The 15,623-nt window shown below is 43.3% G+C and carries 10 protein-coding genes; 4 read left to right on the top strand and 6 right to left on the bottom strand.

Annotated features, from left to right (window positions below):
* Positions 1 to 2: 2 nt before the first annotated feature.
* The 4 genes from AC1XUD_RS10470 to AC1XUD_RS10455 form a co-directional block, all read right to left on the bottom strand.
* The gene (locus tag AC1XUD_RS10470) at positions 3 to 839 is read right to left on the bottom strand and encodes an outer membrane beta-barrel protein (protein ID WP_483360932.1); all 837 of its coding nucleotides are present in this window, start codon (positions 837 to 839) and stop codon (positions 3 to 5) included.
* A gap of 322 nt (positions 840 to 1,161) precedes the next feature.
* Positions 1,162 to 1,848, bottom strand: a complete 687-nt coding sequence (locus AC1XUD_RS10465) for a head GIN domain-containing protein (protein ID WP_483360931.1) — start codon at positions 1,846 to 1,848, stop codon at positions 1,162 to 1,164.
* Between the two features lie 91 nt (positions 1,849 to 1,939).
* Positions 1,940 to 4,471: a PspC domain-containing protein gene (locus AC1XUD_RS10460; protein WP_483360930.1), complete on the bottom strand. Its 2,532-nt coding sequence runs from the start codon at positions 4,469 to 4,471 to the stop codon at positions 1,940 to 1,942.
* 28 nt (positions 4,472 to 4,499) lie between these two features.
* A complete protein-coding gene (locus AC1XUD_RS10455) occupies positions 4,500 to 4,868 on the bottom strand; it encodes a PadR family transcriptional regulator (RefSeq protein WP_483360929.1) in 369 nt (122 codons plus the stop codon).
* 237 nt (positions 4,869 to 5,105) lie between these two features.
* Between AC1XUD_RS10455 and AC1XUD_RS10450 the strand changes: the two genes are divergently transcribed.
* The 4 genes from AC1XUD_RS10450 to murA all read left to right on the top strand — a co-directional run bounded on the left by AC1XUD_RS10450 (position 5,106) and on the right by murA (position 11,972).
* Positions 5,106 to 5,606, top strand: coding sequence for a dihydrofolate reductase (locus AC1XUD_RS10450; RefSeq protein WP_483360928.1), 501 nt, complete (start codon positions 5,106 to 5,108; stop codon positions 5,604 to 5,606).
* A 97-nt stretch (positions 5,607 to 5,703) separates the two neighbouring features.
* Entirely contained in the window at positions 5,704 to 9,630 is a 3,927-nt protein-coding gene (gene porU2 / locus AC1XUD_RS10445) for a putative type IX secretion system sortase PorU2 (RefSeq protein WP_483360927.1), read from the top strand.
* Positions 9,631 to 9,852: 222 nt separating this feature from the next.
* On the top strand, positions 9,853 to 10,614 hold the full coding sequence (locus tag AC1XUD_RS10440) for a DUF4290 domain-containing protein (RefSeq protein WP_483360966.1): 762 nt from the start codon (positions 9,853 to 9,855) through the stop codon (positions 10,612 to 10,614).
* Positions 10,615 to 10,664: 50 nt separating this feature from the next.
* Entirely contained in the window at positions 10,665 to 11,972 is a 1,308-nt protein-coding gene (murA, locus tag AC1XUD_RS10435; RefSeq protein WP_483360926.1) for a UDP-N-acetylglucosamine 1-carboxyvinyltransferase, read from the top strand.
* Between the two features lie 172 nt (positions 11,973 to 12,144).
* Here the strand turns inward: murA and AC1XUD_RS10430 are convergent, their stop codons facing one another.
* Together AC1XUD_RS10430 and AC1XUD_RS10425 are read right to left on the bottom strand one after the other, a co-directional pair.
* Positions 12,145 to 13,098, bottom strand: coding sequence for a D-2-hydroxyacid dehydrogenase (locus tag AC1XUD_RS10430; protein WP_483360925.1), 954 nt, complete (start codon positions 13,096 to 13,098; stop codon positions 12,145 to 12,147).
* A 147-nt stretch (positions 13,099 to 13,245) separates the two neighbouring features.
* A complete protein-coding gene (locus AC1XUD_RS10425; RefSeq protein WP_483360924.1) occupies positions 13,246 to 15,621 on the bottom strand; it encodes a M1 family metallopeptidase in 2,376 nt (791 codons plus the stop codon).
* Positions 15,622 to 15,623 lie beyond the last annotated feature (2 nt).

Below are 15,623 nucleotides of genomic sequence, written 5' to 3'. Positions count from 1 at the left end.
TATCAAAATTTGGGGCATCTCGTCTTTTTTCTTTCAATGGCCTGAGCACGGTTTCCGATCAGATAATTCGCTCGGACCTGAAAAAACAAATAGCTATCTTTCACTTTGGCACTTCCTCTTGGCGCACCAACAGTAGCAGCAGGTAAACCGATTTCTCCTCTCCGGTCCGACAACCTTCTTGCCAGATCGTTTGGAAGCGCGTCAGGATTGGGATATACGGTGCTTACATCGTCCAGATAATCAGATTTTACCCAGTTGTTGCAAAGCTCCAAACCTACACTCAATCTTTCTCGTGCCTGAACTGAAACTCCGATTCCACCGGTAAAAACCAAAGGTAAACGACTATACTTTACGGCTTCTGTTGTAATAGGAGCAAGACTATACCAGTCTCCATCCAGTTTAGCTTTTGGGGACATATAGGTAACACCAACTCCACCCATTAGATACGGATTAATTCGCGCCTGTCTGCTAAATGAAAAGAGATCAATCTGAACACCTAGGTTAATATCCGGGTTTCGCGTGCGGAATGACAGATTGTTTTCATAATTTTTGGAATATTTCTGGTCGGCGGTTACCTGGTAAAAACGAACTTCACCGCGGGCACTCACATTTTCGGTCAGACGATATAGCGCACCGACAGAAACCGATGGTCCCAATCCCAAATGTGCCATATCCACCCCGTCACGCAAGTCGCCCATATAATATGCAACGCCGACGCCTCCGGTCAAAGTCAATACTCCGAAAGGAGGAATATATCTGTTTCCAAACTTGCTTCTTCCCTGCGCCCAACTCGCCTGAGATATGATAACGAGCAATAATAGTGGTATAAACTTCTTCATCAGCAATTTTATTCTCTCATTTAATAGTTCATTTACTTCTCCGGCAAACAACCTTGAAGTTTTTAATTCATAACGTTCAAATGACAGAAGGAAGATAACGAATCGTAAATATATTACTCTTGGGTTAATTTGCAGCTTTTAGGTGTTAGGTTTTAGCTGTCAGGGACGTCAAACTAATGGAATCCAATGAATTAAGACAAAAATTAAGGTGTAGCAAACTGGTATATATTCAACACCAACCTTCGCGCCTTCATTACTTTGTAGCAAAATAAAAAAGCCGGCAAAAATGCCGGCCTTCTACTCATTCATGGTGAAAAATATATTAATCTCTTCTTACGGAGCTCGCGCCGGAAGTACTGGAATGGATGTCTTTTACAGATCCCGAATATCTGACACTGCTTGCCCCTGACGCTTCTGCGTTAACAACATTACTTGCCATTACATATGCGCTACTTGCACCGGACGCGTCAATAGTCACGTCCTTGCTTGAAAACTCTCTTCCTTTGAAACTGGATGCACCTGATACATCTCCAAGAAGCGTTTCACACGATCCTGTCAGGGTAAGGTTAGATGCTCCGGATAAATCAAAGCTCACTTTGGATGCCTTGAAGCTCATGGTAACTGACGATGCTCCTGACACATCGATACCCATATTTTTTACTCCGGTGAAGTTTCCGACATGGGCAGTGCATGCACCTGAAAAATCAACACCTTCCAAAGCTGGCATTGTAATATTGACGGTCACAGTCTTACGGTTTCTGTTCCAGTTGTCTTTATTATAGCCCAATTTAAGTCTTCCGTCTTTCACAGTCGCCTGAATATCCTCCAGATCTTCTTTTCTTCCGGACGTGGAAACGCTGTATGATGAGCCTTGCTTCACTTCAATTTTAAAGGCGCTGCCGATAGCTAATTGTCTGAAACCTGACACCGGGAAATTACGGGTGTCCTGCGCGATGGCTGCAAAAGTAACAGCGAGGACGGCGATAAATGTGATGATCGTTCTTTTCATTGGGAAACTTAGTTTGGTCATTGATTTTACTAACAGATGTAAAGCAAGCCCGAAATGTTGCACAACCTTTTGAAAGGTTTGTAAAAAATTCCTATTCCTGAACCTCTATTTTGCTCGCTCCGATTTCATTTTTAACAATATTGGCAACCCTTCCCAAGTGAGCTTTCGATGCTCCCGAGGCTGATACATCCGCATTCTGGATATTCATTTCGGTCGCTTCTACTTTACACGCTCCTGCCAGATCCATTTCTGCAGATTTTGCCGAACCTTTCAAAGTAGCCTTCGAAGCACCGGTAACCGACAATTTCAATTGATTAGTTTCTACATTGATCTCTGCTTTCGAAGCTCCTGTGATTCCGACATCCAAAGTATTTAATCCTTTGAAACCTGTCACTCGCGCTTTGTTCGCTCCCGATAAATCCAGCTTTTCAATCTTAGGCATTGTGATAATAAGGCCGACACGATTCCATTTTCTTCCATCGAACAAAGAAAACTTGCTGGATCTGCTAACGGTCAGCTCTCCGTTTTCAACTTTTACTTTAAGGTCATCAACATCTTCCTCCACGCCATCTGCCGAAACAGAGTATTCCGTTCCTTGTTTGATTATGATAGAGTAAGCACCGCCGATATCTATTTTGGTAAACTCACTCACCGGAAATTGCTTGATAAACGATCCTCTTTCACCCAAATTCAATTCACTGCTATTGTCGTCGTATTCGTAGCTATCATTATGTCCGTTATCCTCCTCCTCTTCCTCACGAATAGACTCCGCTGGAATATTGATGCATATTAAACCAGAATCACGGCGCATTTCCCATCTCAGCGTTTTCCAGTTGACGTCATCCAAATTATATCTGGAAGTATATTTACGATTGTTACCCCAATCTTCAGTAGAGTAATAAAAGTCCCGGGTCATCGCAAACTGCTTGTTATAAGGAAGATACAACACTGCGTGAATATCCTGATCTCTGAATTTACCCAACTTATTACTTTGAGGTGCCTCTCCGAATGTCATTGTGGAGTCGGAGAACGAGACATCATAAGCTAGTTGACCGGCAATACGCTCCGCATCGTCACGGCTTCTTCCTCTGGACGAAAAGGTGGTTTCCAATTTAAGACTGTCTTGTAATTCATACCCTTCCAGAACAATATGAAGATCGACAAAATCATCATCGTAATCATCATGGTGATCCAGGAGAAGCGTTCTTTGAGGGACAGAAAAGAACTTGGTTTTCGTTACTTCTCCGCGTCTTGCAAAATTCTGTTGAAAGTTTATTCCGCCAATTGTACTTCCTATAATACCAACGATAAATAATCCAGCCACTGTAATCCAGACAGATGGCCCAACGATCCTACGATTAGCCAGCAATGTTAGACCCAACAAAAGCAAAATAACCATGGGGGCTGCTGCAAGGAGAACACCCGAAAATACCAGAACGCCCGGCATTTCGCGGAAAAGCATGAACGGAACAGGCATATTGTCAAAATCAACTGTAGTTAACCCAAAGGCAACGGCTGCTGCGACAATGATTCCAAAAAGGGACAAAGAAGCGATTCCAACAAGAATAATCCCAAAAAATATCCGAAGTACAGGTCCGATTCCTCTCAAAAGACTTCCCAGCGCACTCATTACCGCTCCGATAATGCGAAAGGGCAACAACACAATTCTTGATAGTACATTCTCTTCTCCTGGCTTTGCATCGGGATCCAGGTTCTGCTTAATATTGGACTCAATATTAGACAGCGTAATGGGCTCCCCCTGCATTTCCATTTTCTCGGTTAGAGTATTGGCATTCGGAGATATCACCCACAAAACCAGATAGATAACTAAACCTGTACCAAAAAGCAATACAGAAAGTACCCACAAAAACCGAACAACTCCAAGATCAAGGCCAAAGTAAGAAGCTACTCCGGCAGCAACACCACCAACCACTTTACGATCGGGATCTCGGTAAAATTTCTTTACTTTCGAATCTTCTTCCAAAGTCATAGACCCTGGGAAAGCGATCCACATGGCTATATAGGTCAAAACGACGAATCCTGAGAATGGGCCAAATTCATCTTCCATGTCCAGATCAAGCATTCCGGAGCCGGCAGGCAAGCCGACAACGGCGAATAAAAACGCCAGCCTTACCCAAATAGGGTCAATGGTGAAATAATTGGCTAAACCAGCCGCAACACCACTTACAAGTTTTCTGCGAAGGTCGCGGTACAACTTACGTGGCCCGGTTGTCGGTGCCGTTGCTTCTCTTTTCGGTTCTGATTTTTCTTGAGAAGGCTGAGTATATGGAGCAGGTTCACCGACATCTCCGTTTGAAACGCCCAACGGTTCAGCCAAAATATCCTCAGCCTGTTCTATCGCTTCAAAATCAGCGACGGTACCCATTGCTTTAATAAGCTCTTCAACGTCTTCAAGCGAAATAACCTGCTTGCTTTCAGCCTTTTGTTTGTTCAAAAACCGCTCAGCTACCCTCGCTTCAATATCCGAGATAATCTCTTTGCTGTCCGCAAATGAAGAAAAATATCGCTGGATAGATGCCAGGTAGTTTTTTAGTTTCTCGTAGCCATCTTCCTCTATGTGAAAGATTACACCACCTATATTTATGCTTATGGTCTTTTTCATGATTGAGAATCAAATATCTTTATTTTAATCAGTTAGAGTCAGGAGTGGCTTGCTGTTTGCTTAGCTCTTCGGATCGCTTGATGACAACAGCAACCGAGTCGGCGAGCTCAAACCATGTCGCCTGCATCGCATCGAGGAATATTTTTCCCTCGTCTGTCAAAACATAGTATTTGCGGGGAGGACCCGACGATGACTCAACCCATTTATAATCCAGCCAGCCGGAATTTTTCAGGCGGGTAAGTAATGGATAAAGCGTTCCTTCTACAACCATAATCCTCGCTGAGGTTAATTCATCCAGCATATCAGAGGCATATACTTCCCCTCGGGAAATGATGTGCAGAATGCAGAATTCAAGAATTCCTTTGCGCATCTGCACTTGGGCATTTTCAATATTCATATCGGTTTCATAAGTTAATTAAGTGTAATAAGTCCATGGTGTCGTAAAGGTTTTATCCACAATACATTACAAAGGTATACTCAGGTACTTTGTGATGCAAGGTACTATGCTAAAATAATTTTAAACTTTGGATGAATGGCAAAATAATCGTGTGGTCGGTAAATAATGTTACTTATTTTATCTATTTCCGTTTAAAAATTCTATTTTAGAAACTTTAATAAACTAGCTGATTTTGTCTTGGCGACACACATATACCTGATTGCAGCCATGAGTGAAAACCATGTGATTGGGATTCACAACAGATTACCCTGGCATCTTCCCGATGAATGGGAGCACTTTAGAAAGACCACCGATGGGAAGCCATTCATTATGGGTCGTAAAAGTTTTGAGGCCCCTGACGCCCTGCATTCCTCCTACAAGAATGTAATTCTGACTTCCCACAAAAAACCTGGTGACGAACCTGTATTCGTGACCAGTATTGAGGAAGCACTCGAATTGCTTGCAGATGAAGACGAGATTTTTATTCTGGGTGGAGAAATGGTATTTCGGCAAACGATTCATCTGGCAGAAAAACTGTACCTTACCGTCGTTCATGCCCACATTGAAGGTGACGCAATTTTCCCGCCCGTTAGCAGCGAAGAATGGGAAATTGAAGAATCAGAATACCACTCAGCCGATGAAAGACATCAATATTCGTTTTCTATGAATGTCTATGTTCGGAGAGCTGCAAGCTCATAGCGGTTAGTTGTAGGTGCTTTTATCTACCTGGTTAAAAGCCATTTACTAACCACTCTGGATATACTTGTGGTTGTTTAAACACCTTACAGTATTGAGTATGATCGGGAAAAATCTGCGCCTCGCCATCGTTTTACTATTCATAGTAGGCTGCGGAAATGTTGCTGTTGCACAGCGGGTATATGGGAATGAGTGGATCGAACCCGGGCGAAGCTATCTTCGAATTCCTGTAACACAGACCGGGTTTTATCATATTACGCCTCAGGATCTCGAAAAGGCGGGTATATCTCCATCGGCCATTTATCTTTCCTCCCTTCAATTATTCAGACGTGGAAAGGAATTAGGAATTGAGGTAAAAGCAACAGAATCAGGCACTTTGTCTTATATCGGATTCTATGGCGAGCGGAATGATGGGATGCGGGATACTGCGCTATATGTGCCTCCCGCAGTTATCCCTCATACTTATTTCAGTTTATATTCTGACACTTCTGCGTATTTTTTGGGTTGGGAAAACACTGAGATTGCAGGAAAGCGAATCTCCGAGGCTTCTTCCCCAACAAATTCCAGTCTGCTCAACTCTCATTTTGCAGAAAACATTTTGCTCTACAATCGGTTTTATGCCGTCGGTAATTTCTATCCTGCTACCAGCAACTTTGACAACGGGTCGGTACTTTCAACATATGATACAGGCGAAGGCTGGACTGGCGAGTCTATTTCGAATGGAAGAGAATTTACGGCTGTCTTTACTACAACCGAGGCCATTCGGAGTAACATGAATATGGCCGTCGTGGAATTGACGATTGTGGGCAGATCTGCTGGCAATCACCAAATTGACATTTTAGCCGAAACTGCTGGCGGCGAATCGCAAAAAGTCACCACAATGAGTATCGGCAATTATGACTCAAGAACGATAAAGATCAACCTTTCATCGGAAAATTTACTCGCTGACGGCTCCATAAAAGTCTCCATCAAGCCGCATAACAATACTGGCTCAGTATCACTTTCACTGGCTAAACTTACCTATCCGCAGACGTCAATATTACCGTCGAATCTCAGTCAGAAAGAATTCCTTTTTGATATCAAAACTCAGCCCGCCACCTGGAATATTCAGAACAACAATGACTGGCGTTTTTATGATATATCCGATGCGACAAATGTCAAGTTAGTCGCTGCAAATCCGGGAATAGCACTTAATGGTGTAAAAAGGATCATCGCCGTCAAACAATCACTCCCCATACTGACACCCCGACTTGTCAAATTTACTGACCTGAATATACCCGCCATCGACTATCTGATTGTAAGCCATCCCGCCCTACGAGAACTATCGGCTGGCTCGGATCCCGTTAGTGATTATGCCACTTATCGCAAATCGGCGCAGGGAGGTAGTTATAATCCCTTCATTATCAATATAGACGAGGTTTTCAATACGTTTAATTATGGAGAACCCGGACCGCATGGACTCAGGAACATGATCGGCTGGTTTCATAAAAACACGGCCCTGCGTTTCGTGTTTTTGGTCGGCCATGGTTCTGACCCGCAAAGTGTTCGACGAACGCCAGATGCCTGGCTCATCAATATGATCCCAAATGCTGGTTGGCCAGGTTCTGACCTCGCACTATCCATGAACCTGGAAGGAAGTAGTATCTATGTACCCCTTGTTCCTATCGGCCGGCTTAATGCTACGAAAGCACAACAGATACGGGATTATCTTGATAAAGTCAAAAAGATGGAAGCCCAACCTAATGCTGCGGCCTGGCGAAAAAACCTGCTGCACCTGAGCGGAGGCAGGTCAATCGCTGAATTGTCCGTTTTTAAGGAATATGTCAATTCATTTGAAAATAAAATCAAGAACAGTAGCATTGGGGCTAAGGTGACAACGATTTCTAAAAAGACTGACGAAGCGGTTGAAGAATTCCCGATTTACAAGAATGTCAATGACGGAGCGGGTTTGATCACCATGTTCGGGCACTCTTCGGTCGATGTCACAGATATTGACATTGGATATGTAACCGATGACCGGCGGCAGTATGATAATGAACCGTTTTTTCCGGCAGTTTTGGTGAATGGCTGCGCTTCCGGCAGTATTTTCTATTCCAGTTCCGCACTCAGCAACGACTGGATTTTAACTCCCAACCGTGGTTCTGTTCTTTTTCTGGCTCATACTTTTAACGGTATATCCGCGAATCTGAAGCATTATACCGATTCATTTTACGACGTGTTGGCTGATAGTGCATTTGTCAGTCAGCCGTTTGGTATCATTCAAAAAGAGGCCATCAGAAGGAATTTGCAACGATATCCCAATTTGTTGGAAGGAATTACAGCGCAACAGATGGTTCTCCACGGCGATCCGGCAATCAAGATTTTCCCAGCGCGATTGCCCGATTATACTATTCAATCGGGCTCAGTCACATTCGGCACTCCATCCGGAAAACTGCTTTCCGCCTGGAGCGACTCTATATCTGTCTCGATGATTATTGAAAATAATGGTCGTTTCAGGAAGGAAAATTATGACCTGACTATCAAAAGGAGAAAAGGTACGACCTCGGAAAATATATATCAGTACACATTACCCTCGCCTCAGAATTCCGCAAAGCTTAACTTCAAAATACCAAATTCTTTTCCATATGCGGGAACAGAAAGCTGGGATTTCAGTATTGACCCAAAAGTGAAATTGACAGAGGAAGACAAAACCAATAACACCTATCAAATCGACTATCTGATGCCGGAAGGCGGGGCGAGTCCTTTGCTTCCTGCCAATGGTTTTACGACAAGTGCCAAGACGATCGAACTAGTCGCTCAAATTCCCGTCGAACGAAAGGGTTCAAATGTGGTTTTTGAATGGAGTGAAAATCTTGATTTTAAGAATTCTGAAAAAAAGACGGAGAACGCTGTGGATCTTTTGGCAAAACATTCCATCCAGATTTCCACAAAAGAAACAACAACGATTTATTGGAGAGTTTATATTGTAGAAGACGCTGAAAGACCTTCACAGAGTCGTGCATTTACATATAACTCCAATGCACTGATCCCCGAGATATTGCCGGAGCTTATTGTTTACAACCAAAGCATCCCATATCCAAGAATATGGGAAGGAGATATTTTCCAGGCCAAAGCACTGGTTTCCAATATCACATCGGCTGCATTTAAAGATTCTGTTGCAGTAAGAATTCGTCATTTTGAAAATAACAATTTGCTCGAAGAGTCATTCCAATATCTGACCATCGGAGGCCAAAGTTCACAACAATTTCAAATGAATTTCCCAACAATTACTCAGGTTGGAGAGCATAGGATAAACATCCTTTTTAACGCATGGCAACTCCCCGAGGAATCTTTGTCCAACAACGAAATCAATTTCACTTACAAAGTATATCCCGACGAAATACCACCGGTATTAACTGTTCAAGTCGATTCCAGGCAGTTGGTTGACAACGATGTGGTTTCTCCATCGCCTAATATCAAACTGCAGATCATTGATGAAAATCCTTTTAATATCCGAACTGATACTACTGGAATTGAAGTGTGGTTGAGAAAAGATTGTGATAATTGCGTAGAAACCAGGATATACCTTGCAGGAGGCCAACGATTGCTTCGTACGCCCAATAATTACGATTTAGAATTACCTGCAATTGCTAATTTGGAAAAAGGCAGATATCATCTCCGCGTCGAAGCAGCAGATATGAATGGCAATCGTGTGGCTCCATATCATATCAATTTCAGAATCACCAACGAAGCCACCGTCGCAGATGCGGGTGTATCGCCAAACCCATCTTCATATGACTTTCATTTTTTCGCAGATATTGAAGGGGAAGGCCCACCATCGTCGTTTAGTATAAAGATCTATAACCAGTCGGGCAACCAGGTATATCATTTGGATTCAAAAGTGCATTTAGGACGAAATGAATGGCTTTGGAAACCCGATAACCTTCCCACTGGCATTTATGTATACAAGATGGAAACAGATGATAGCTGGCAAATACCGGGAGATGTGCGAACACGGATGAGCGGAAAAATAGTGTGGTCACCTTGATAACAAACTCGAGTATAACATAGTGGATAGTCCGACCGAGCCTATCAATTCACATACGCTTGGCCATTTCCCGACAAAACCTGACGCGTTAGTATTCATTATATTCTCCCAATTTCTATACAAAAACAAAAATGACCTGAGTTGACCACACTATCAGCGAATATTAATTACTATAAAGTGCTCAGCTCCATATCTTCCATTTTCTTTCGGTAAAAACTTCTTATTTTTGCCAATTCTCATACTAACGCAACAGCATTGAAAGAATACGGTAGCAACGTACAAAAACTGGCCGATCAAATTGTCAGAATGGAAGATCGGACCAAGCGTACATTATACGCTCATATATTGATAGAACTCATGCGCCAAATTCACCCGAACATGAGGGATAATCAGGACTACACAAACAAACTTTGGGACGACCTATATATTATGTCCGGCTTTGAGCTGGATGTTGACAGCCCGTTCCCACCGCCGTCCAAAGAACTTCTTGGTAAAAAACCGCTAAAAGTTGGTTACAATCAACAAAATCTAGCCTTCAGACATTACGGAAAGAATATAGATCTTCTTCTTGAAAAAGCCACCCAAACTGAAAATCCTGACGACAGGCTAGCTTTTGTTTCCTATATCTTCCGTTTGATGCGTTCTTTCTTCAATACGTGGAACAAGGACAATCCCGAGGACAGCGTCCTGATTGGACAGATGCTTCAATTGGCAAAAGGCCGGTTGAAAGACGAAATCGAATATATCCGTCTGAACGGACCTGTTGATGCCGCGCCAAAGGATCGCAACAACAATCAGGAAAGAAGTCCGAGAAACCAGCAAGGTGGTGGCGGATTCCGTGCTCAGGGTCATAACCACGAAAGGCAAGGTGGCCAAAATCACTCCGGCAACCAAAACAGAAACCGTCCCAACAACAAGTTTGGTGGCAGAAATAATAATAACAACAACAATAACAACCGAAACAGAAAAAAACCGGGTATTTAGGAGGTACTCTTTGGAACAAAGAGCAACATATCTAACGCCAAATATTCCATATGGCTTCATTTAAAATTATTGGAGACAGACGTCTCAAAGGTGAAATCGTACCGCAGGGTGCAAAAAACGAAGCACTGCAGATTATCTGTGCGGTACTTCTGACGAAAGAGCCGGTAACAATCAACAACATACCTAATATCCGTGATGTCAACCAGCTGATTAGTTTGTTGGGCGATTTGGGTGTTAGAAAAACCCGACTGAGCGAATCATCAATTCGTTTCGAAGCCGACAATATCAATCTGGATTACCTTGAATCTGAGTCATATAAACAAAAAGCTGCGGCGCTCAGAGGCTCTGTTATGCTTTTGGGGCCAATGCTTGCCCGGTTCAGAAAAGGACGTATACCACGTCCTGGTGGAGACAAAATCGGTCGCCGTCGTTTGGATACCCACTTTTTAGGATTTGAAAAACTGGGTGCTGAATTTAGTTATGATGAAGAAGATGGTGGCTTTTACAAAGTAGATGCAACCAATCTGAAAGGAACGTATATGCTCCTGGATGAAGCATCTGTAACTGGAACCGCAAACGTCTTGATGGCGGCTGTAATGGCCGAAGGAATCACGACAATATATAACGCCGCTTGCGAACCATACCTCCAGCAACTTTGCAAAATGCTGAATCGCATGGGTGCTAAAATATCGGGCATCGGCTCAAATTTGCTGACCGTTGAAGGTGTGAGCGAATTGGGTGGCACAGACCATACCATGCTTCCTGATATGATTGAAATCGGGAGTTTCATTGGCTTGGCAGCGATGACTCAATCTGAAATAACAATCAAAAACTGCCAGATTCCTGAATTGGGAATTATCCCCGATGTGTTTAAGAGATTGGGTATTCAGATGGAATTCCGTGGAGACGATATCTTTATTCCGGCTCAGGAGCATTATCGTATGGAAAATTATCTGGATGGCTCTACCCTTTCAGTTGCTGATGCTCCATGGCCTGGCTTTACTCCTGATCTTTTGAGTATTGTATTGGTAACAGCAACTCAGGCGCAGGGAACGGTATTGATTCACCAGAAAATGTTCGAAAGTCGTTTGTTCTTTGTGGATAAACTGATCGAAATGGGTGCTCAGATCATTCTTTGCGATCCTCACAGAGCGACTGTAATCGGCCATAACAGAGAAACCCAATTGAGAGGTATTCGTATGACATCTCCCGATATTCGTGCCGGGGTTGCGCTATTGATCGCTGCAATGTCTGCAAAGGGCGTGAGCATCATCGACAATATCGAACAGATCGACAGAGGATATCAAAATATTGATACGCGTTTAAACGCAATTGGTGCGGAGATTGTGAGGCTGTAGTGGTTAGCGGTTAGTAAAAATCGAGATTCCAAGACATCTAATCATTCCTTCTAAATAATATAACACAAAATCAACTAATTGAAAATCAGTTAGTTGATTTTGTGTTATATAGCAAAAAGTTAATATCAGAACTTTTCAAATCACTAACAGCCAATAACTAAAAGCTGTTAGCTTATGATACTACGTTTGTTGGGGTGCCTTTTAAAAATTCTTCAATATTCGAGGCTACCAACTGCAGAAGACGTTTTCTTGCTTCGAATGATGCCCAGGCGATATGAGGCGTTATGATGCAATTGGGTGCTTTGAGTAAAGGATTGTCGGCGGTGGGTGGTTCGGAAGAGAGTACATCCAGGCCAGCTCCGGCTATAATTCCCTGATTCAACGCCTCAGCCAGATCTTTTTCGTTGATCAAGGGCCCTCTTCCCGTGTTTAGTAAAAAAGAGGTTGGTTTCATTTTGGCCAAATTGTTCTTATTAATTATCTCACGGGTTTCGTCTGTCAACGGGCAATGCAGACTTATTACATCACTTTGACGAAATAGTTTCTCGAGCGACACCATTTCCACGTTGTCTTCCACTGTCTTTTCAGGATTACGGCGATAGGCTATTGTTCGCATTCCCATCGCCTGAGCTATTTTAGCAACCTTGCTTCCAATGTCTCCTAAACCGATCAGTCCAAAGGTCTTTCCCGCTAATTCAATCAGTGGAGTATGCCAGTAACAAAAATCTTTCGAATTGACCCAATCACCTGCATGCACGCTTTGGCTATGCAGCTCCAAATGATTGGTAAGCGCTAAAAGAAGGCCGAAAGTATGCTGTGCAACACTGGCGGGACCATATGCCTTTACGTTGGTAACGATTATACCTTTCTGTTTAGCCGCCACCACATCCACATTATTATATCCTGTGGCCATTACTCCAATGTATTTCAGATCAGGCAACTGCTCCAGCGTTTCGGCGGACAACACCACCTTATTGACCAATACGATTTCAGCACCTTTCGCCCGTTCAACAAGCTCATCTTTTGCCGAACGCTCATATATTACCGGCTCCGAGAGATTTGAAATCGGTGACCAATCTAAATCTCCGGGATTTAAAGTATATCCGTCCAGGATGACAATTTTCATAAATGAATTCTAATTTTGAAAATACATAAGCTCAACTTTGAATATACATAACTTCAACTTTGAAATTACATAAGATCAATTTTGAAATTACATAAAAAATGGGCTCTCTGAATCGTCCAGAGGGCCCATTCTACTTAAATATTTACCTCAGTTCTTCGGCGCCGTACCGATCTTCGCGGCCCCACCTTCTTGCTGCATTGGGTTTTGAGCCTTACGCTGCTGCTGACGATAGATCTGGAAACGGGTTGGTTTTGCTATTCTTGGGAAAGAATTGTTTTCAGTATCAATATCTGCGATCTGAGAATATGGATCCAATGTCCATTGGACAACCTTTTTCTTGGTTGAAATCACTTTGGATACACCTGCATCGTTGAATCTCCAGATTTCGGCCGGGAAGGTTGCTACTGAATCCGTTCCATCTTCGTATACCATCTTCACAATAACAGGCATTGGAAGACCTCCCTTGTTTTTAACCGAAAGTGTATAAAAATTAGTATTTCCCTGCACCAGTGCTTTTTCACTTTGAGACAATCCGGCCAGATATTGATCATATTTCTCACGATCGGCGTCCGTCACTTTATATGGATCATAGGTATTGTAAAAATCAGCCATGGTTGAATCCTTCGCTACAACGGTCTGATCTTTCGTTTTCGCATCTCTGATTTTGCTCATGGTATTCATCTTAGCTGCTGCTTCCTTACGTGCTATTTCCTTCTCGATTTCCGGATTTTGGGTATCGATGCTAAACCAGTCAACACTTACCAAATCCTGGTCTACAGGCTCTACACCATAGAACCAACCTTTCCAGAACCAATCCAGATCTACTCCAGACGCATCTTCCAATGTACGGAAGAAGTCAGCTGGCTGCGGGCTCTTAAATTTCCAGCGGGTTGCATATTCCTTGAAAGCATGGTCAAAAAGCTCCCGTCCCATTACGGTTTCACGGAGAATATTCAATGCTGTTGCAGGTTTTGCATACGCGTTTGGCCCAAGACCGATCACGTTTTCAGCCGAAGTCATGATTGGTGAAAGAACGGATTTATCAGACGACATATAGTCGGTGATCTGACTTGGTTCTCCACGACGAGTTGGATAGTTGAAATCCCACTCTTTTTCAGCCAGATATTGGCAGAAAGTATTCAAACCTTCATCCATCCAAGCCCATTGGCGCTCATCAGAATTCACGATCATCGGAAAAAAGTTGTGCCCAACTTCATGGATAATCACTCCGATCATACCATATTTGGTAGCTTCGCTATATGTTCCGTCTTCTTCAGGACGACCTCCGTTGAAACTGATCATCGGATATTCCATACCACCGCCAGCGACCGAGTGACAAGAAATCGCCACCGGATAAGGATATTCAAAAGTACGGTTACCGTAAGATTTTAAAGTATGCTCCACAGCGCGGGTTGAATATTGTCCCCAAAGCGGATTTCCTTCTTTTGGATAAAATGACATACTCCATATTCTCCTGCCGTTGTTATATACATCGCTCAGCTTGGCATCCCATATAAACTTACGGCTGCTTGCAAAAGCAAAGTCACGAACGTTATCTGCTTTATAAACCCATGTTTTCTTACCAGGAGACTTGTTTTCACGCTTTTCAGCCTTCTCTGCTTCTTCTTGTGTGACGATTACAACCGGATCCTTCGCGGTTTCAGCTTGCTTCAAACGTTTCTTTTGAGTCGCCGTTAAAACCTGGTCCAGATTCTGGCATTCTCCGCTTGCTGCAACGACGTGGTCAGCGGGTACTGTGATCGCTACTTTATAATTTCCGAAGATCAAGGCAAACTCACCTTGCCCCAAAAATTGTTTGTGGTTCCAACCGTTAACGTCGTCGTATGGTGCCAAACGAGGAAACCAGTGCGCGATGAAATACGCTGCGTTGCCATCTTTTGGGAAAAACTCATAACCGCTTCTTCCATAATATTCGGTGATATTGTAAGCCCATTCAACGGAGAATGCATAGCTCGTATTTGGCTTCACGGTTGAAGGCAAATCAATACGCATCATAGTATTATTGATCGTAAAAGGAAGCGCTTTGCCCGATTTATCTTTTACCGATTTGATCTCATATCCGTAAGTAACGTTTGCATCCAGCGACGCGCCGCGGCCATTGCTCAGACTTTCAATCTGATTCGGACTCATTCCTTTTGGATTGATAGCGCCAGTCCGCGACATGGCTCCGATTCCGTCTTTTTTGAAGAGGTTTTGCTCAAGCTGGAGCCATATATACTTCAAATCATCTGGCGAATTGTTGTAGTAAGTAATGGTTTCGACGCCAGTAATCCTGCGTTTGTCGTCGTCAAGTTCCGCTTTGATATCGTAGTCAGCGCGTTGCTGCCAATATTCACGGCCGGGAGCTCCGGATGCAGTTCTATAAGTATTTGGAGTTGGCAAGACCGTGCCGAGTTGTTCAAAACGGTCGTTGGCTTTGTAGTTTGGATTAGCTGGCATTTGTTGAGCTACGGCGATTCCGGCGCTAAACATTACAAGCAGGGTGGACAATACTTGCTTCATTT

Source organism: Dyadobacter sp. HNCC25DJ184, from assembly GCF_056895215.1.
The sequence above is the reverse complement of the archived record's forward strand: the minus strand, read 5'-3'. Positions and strand labels throughout refer to the sequence as shown.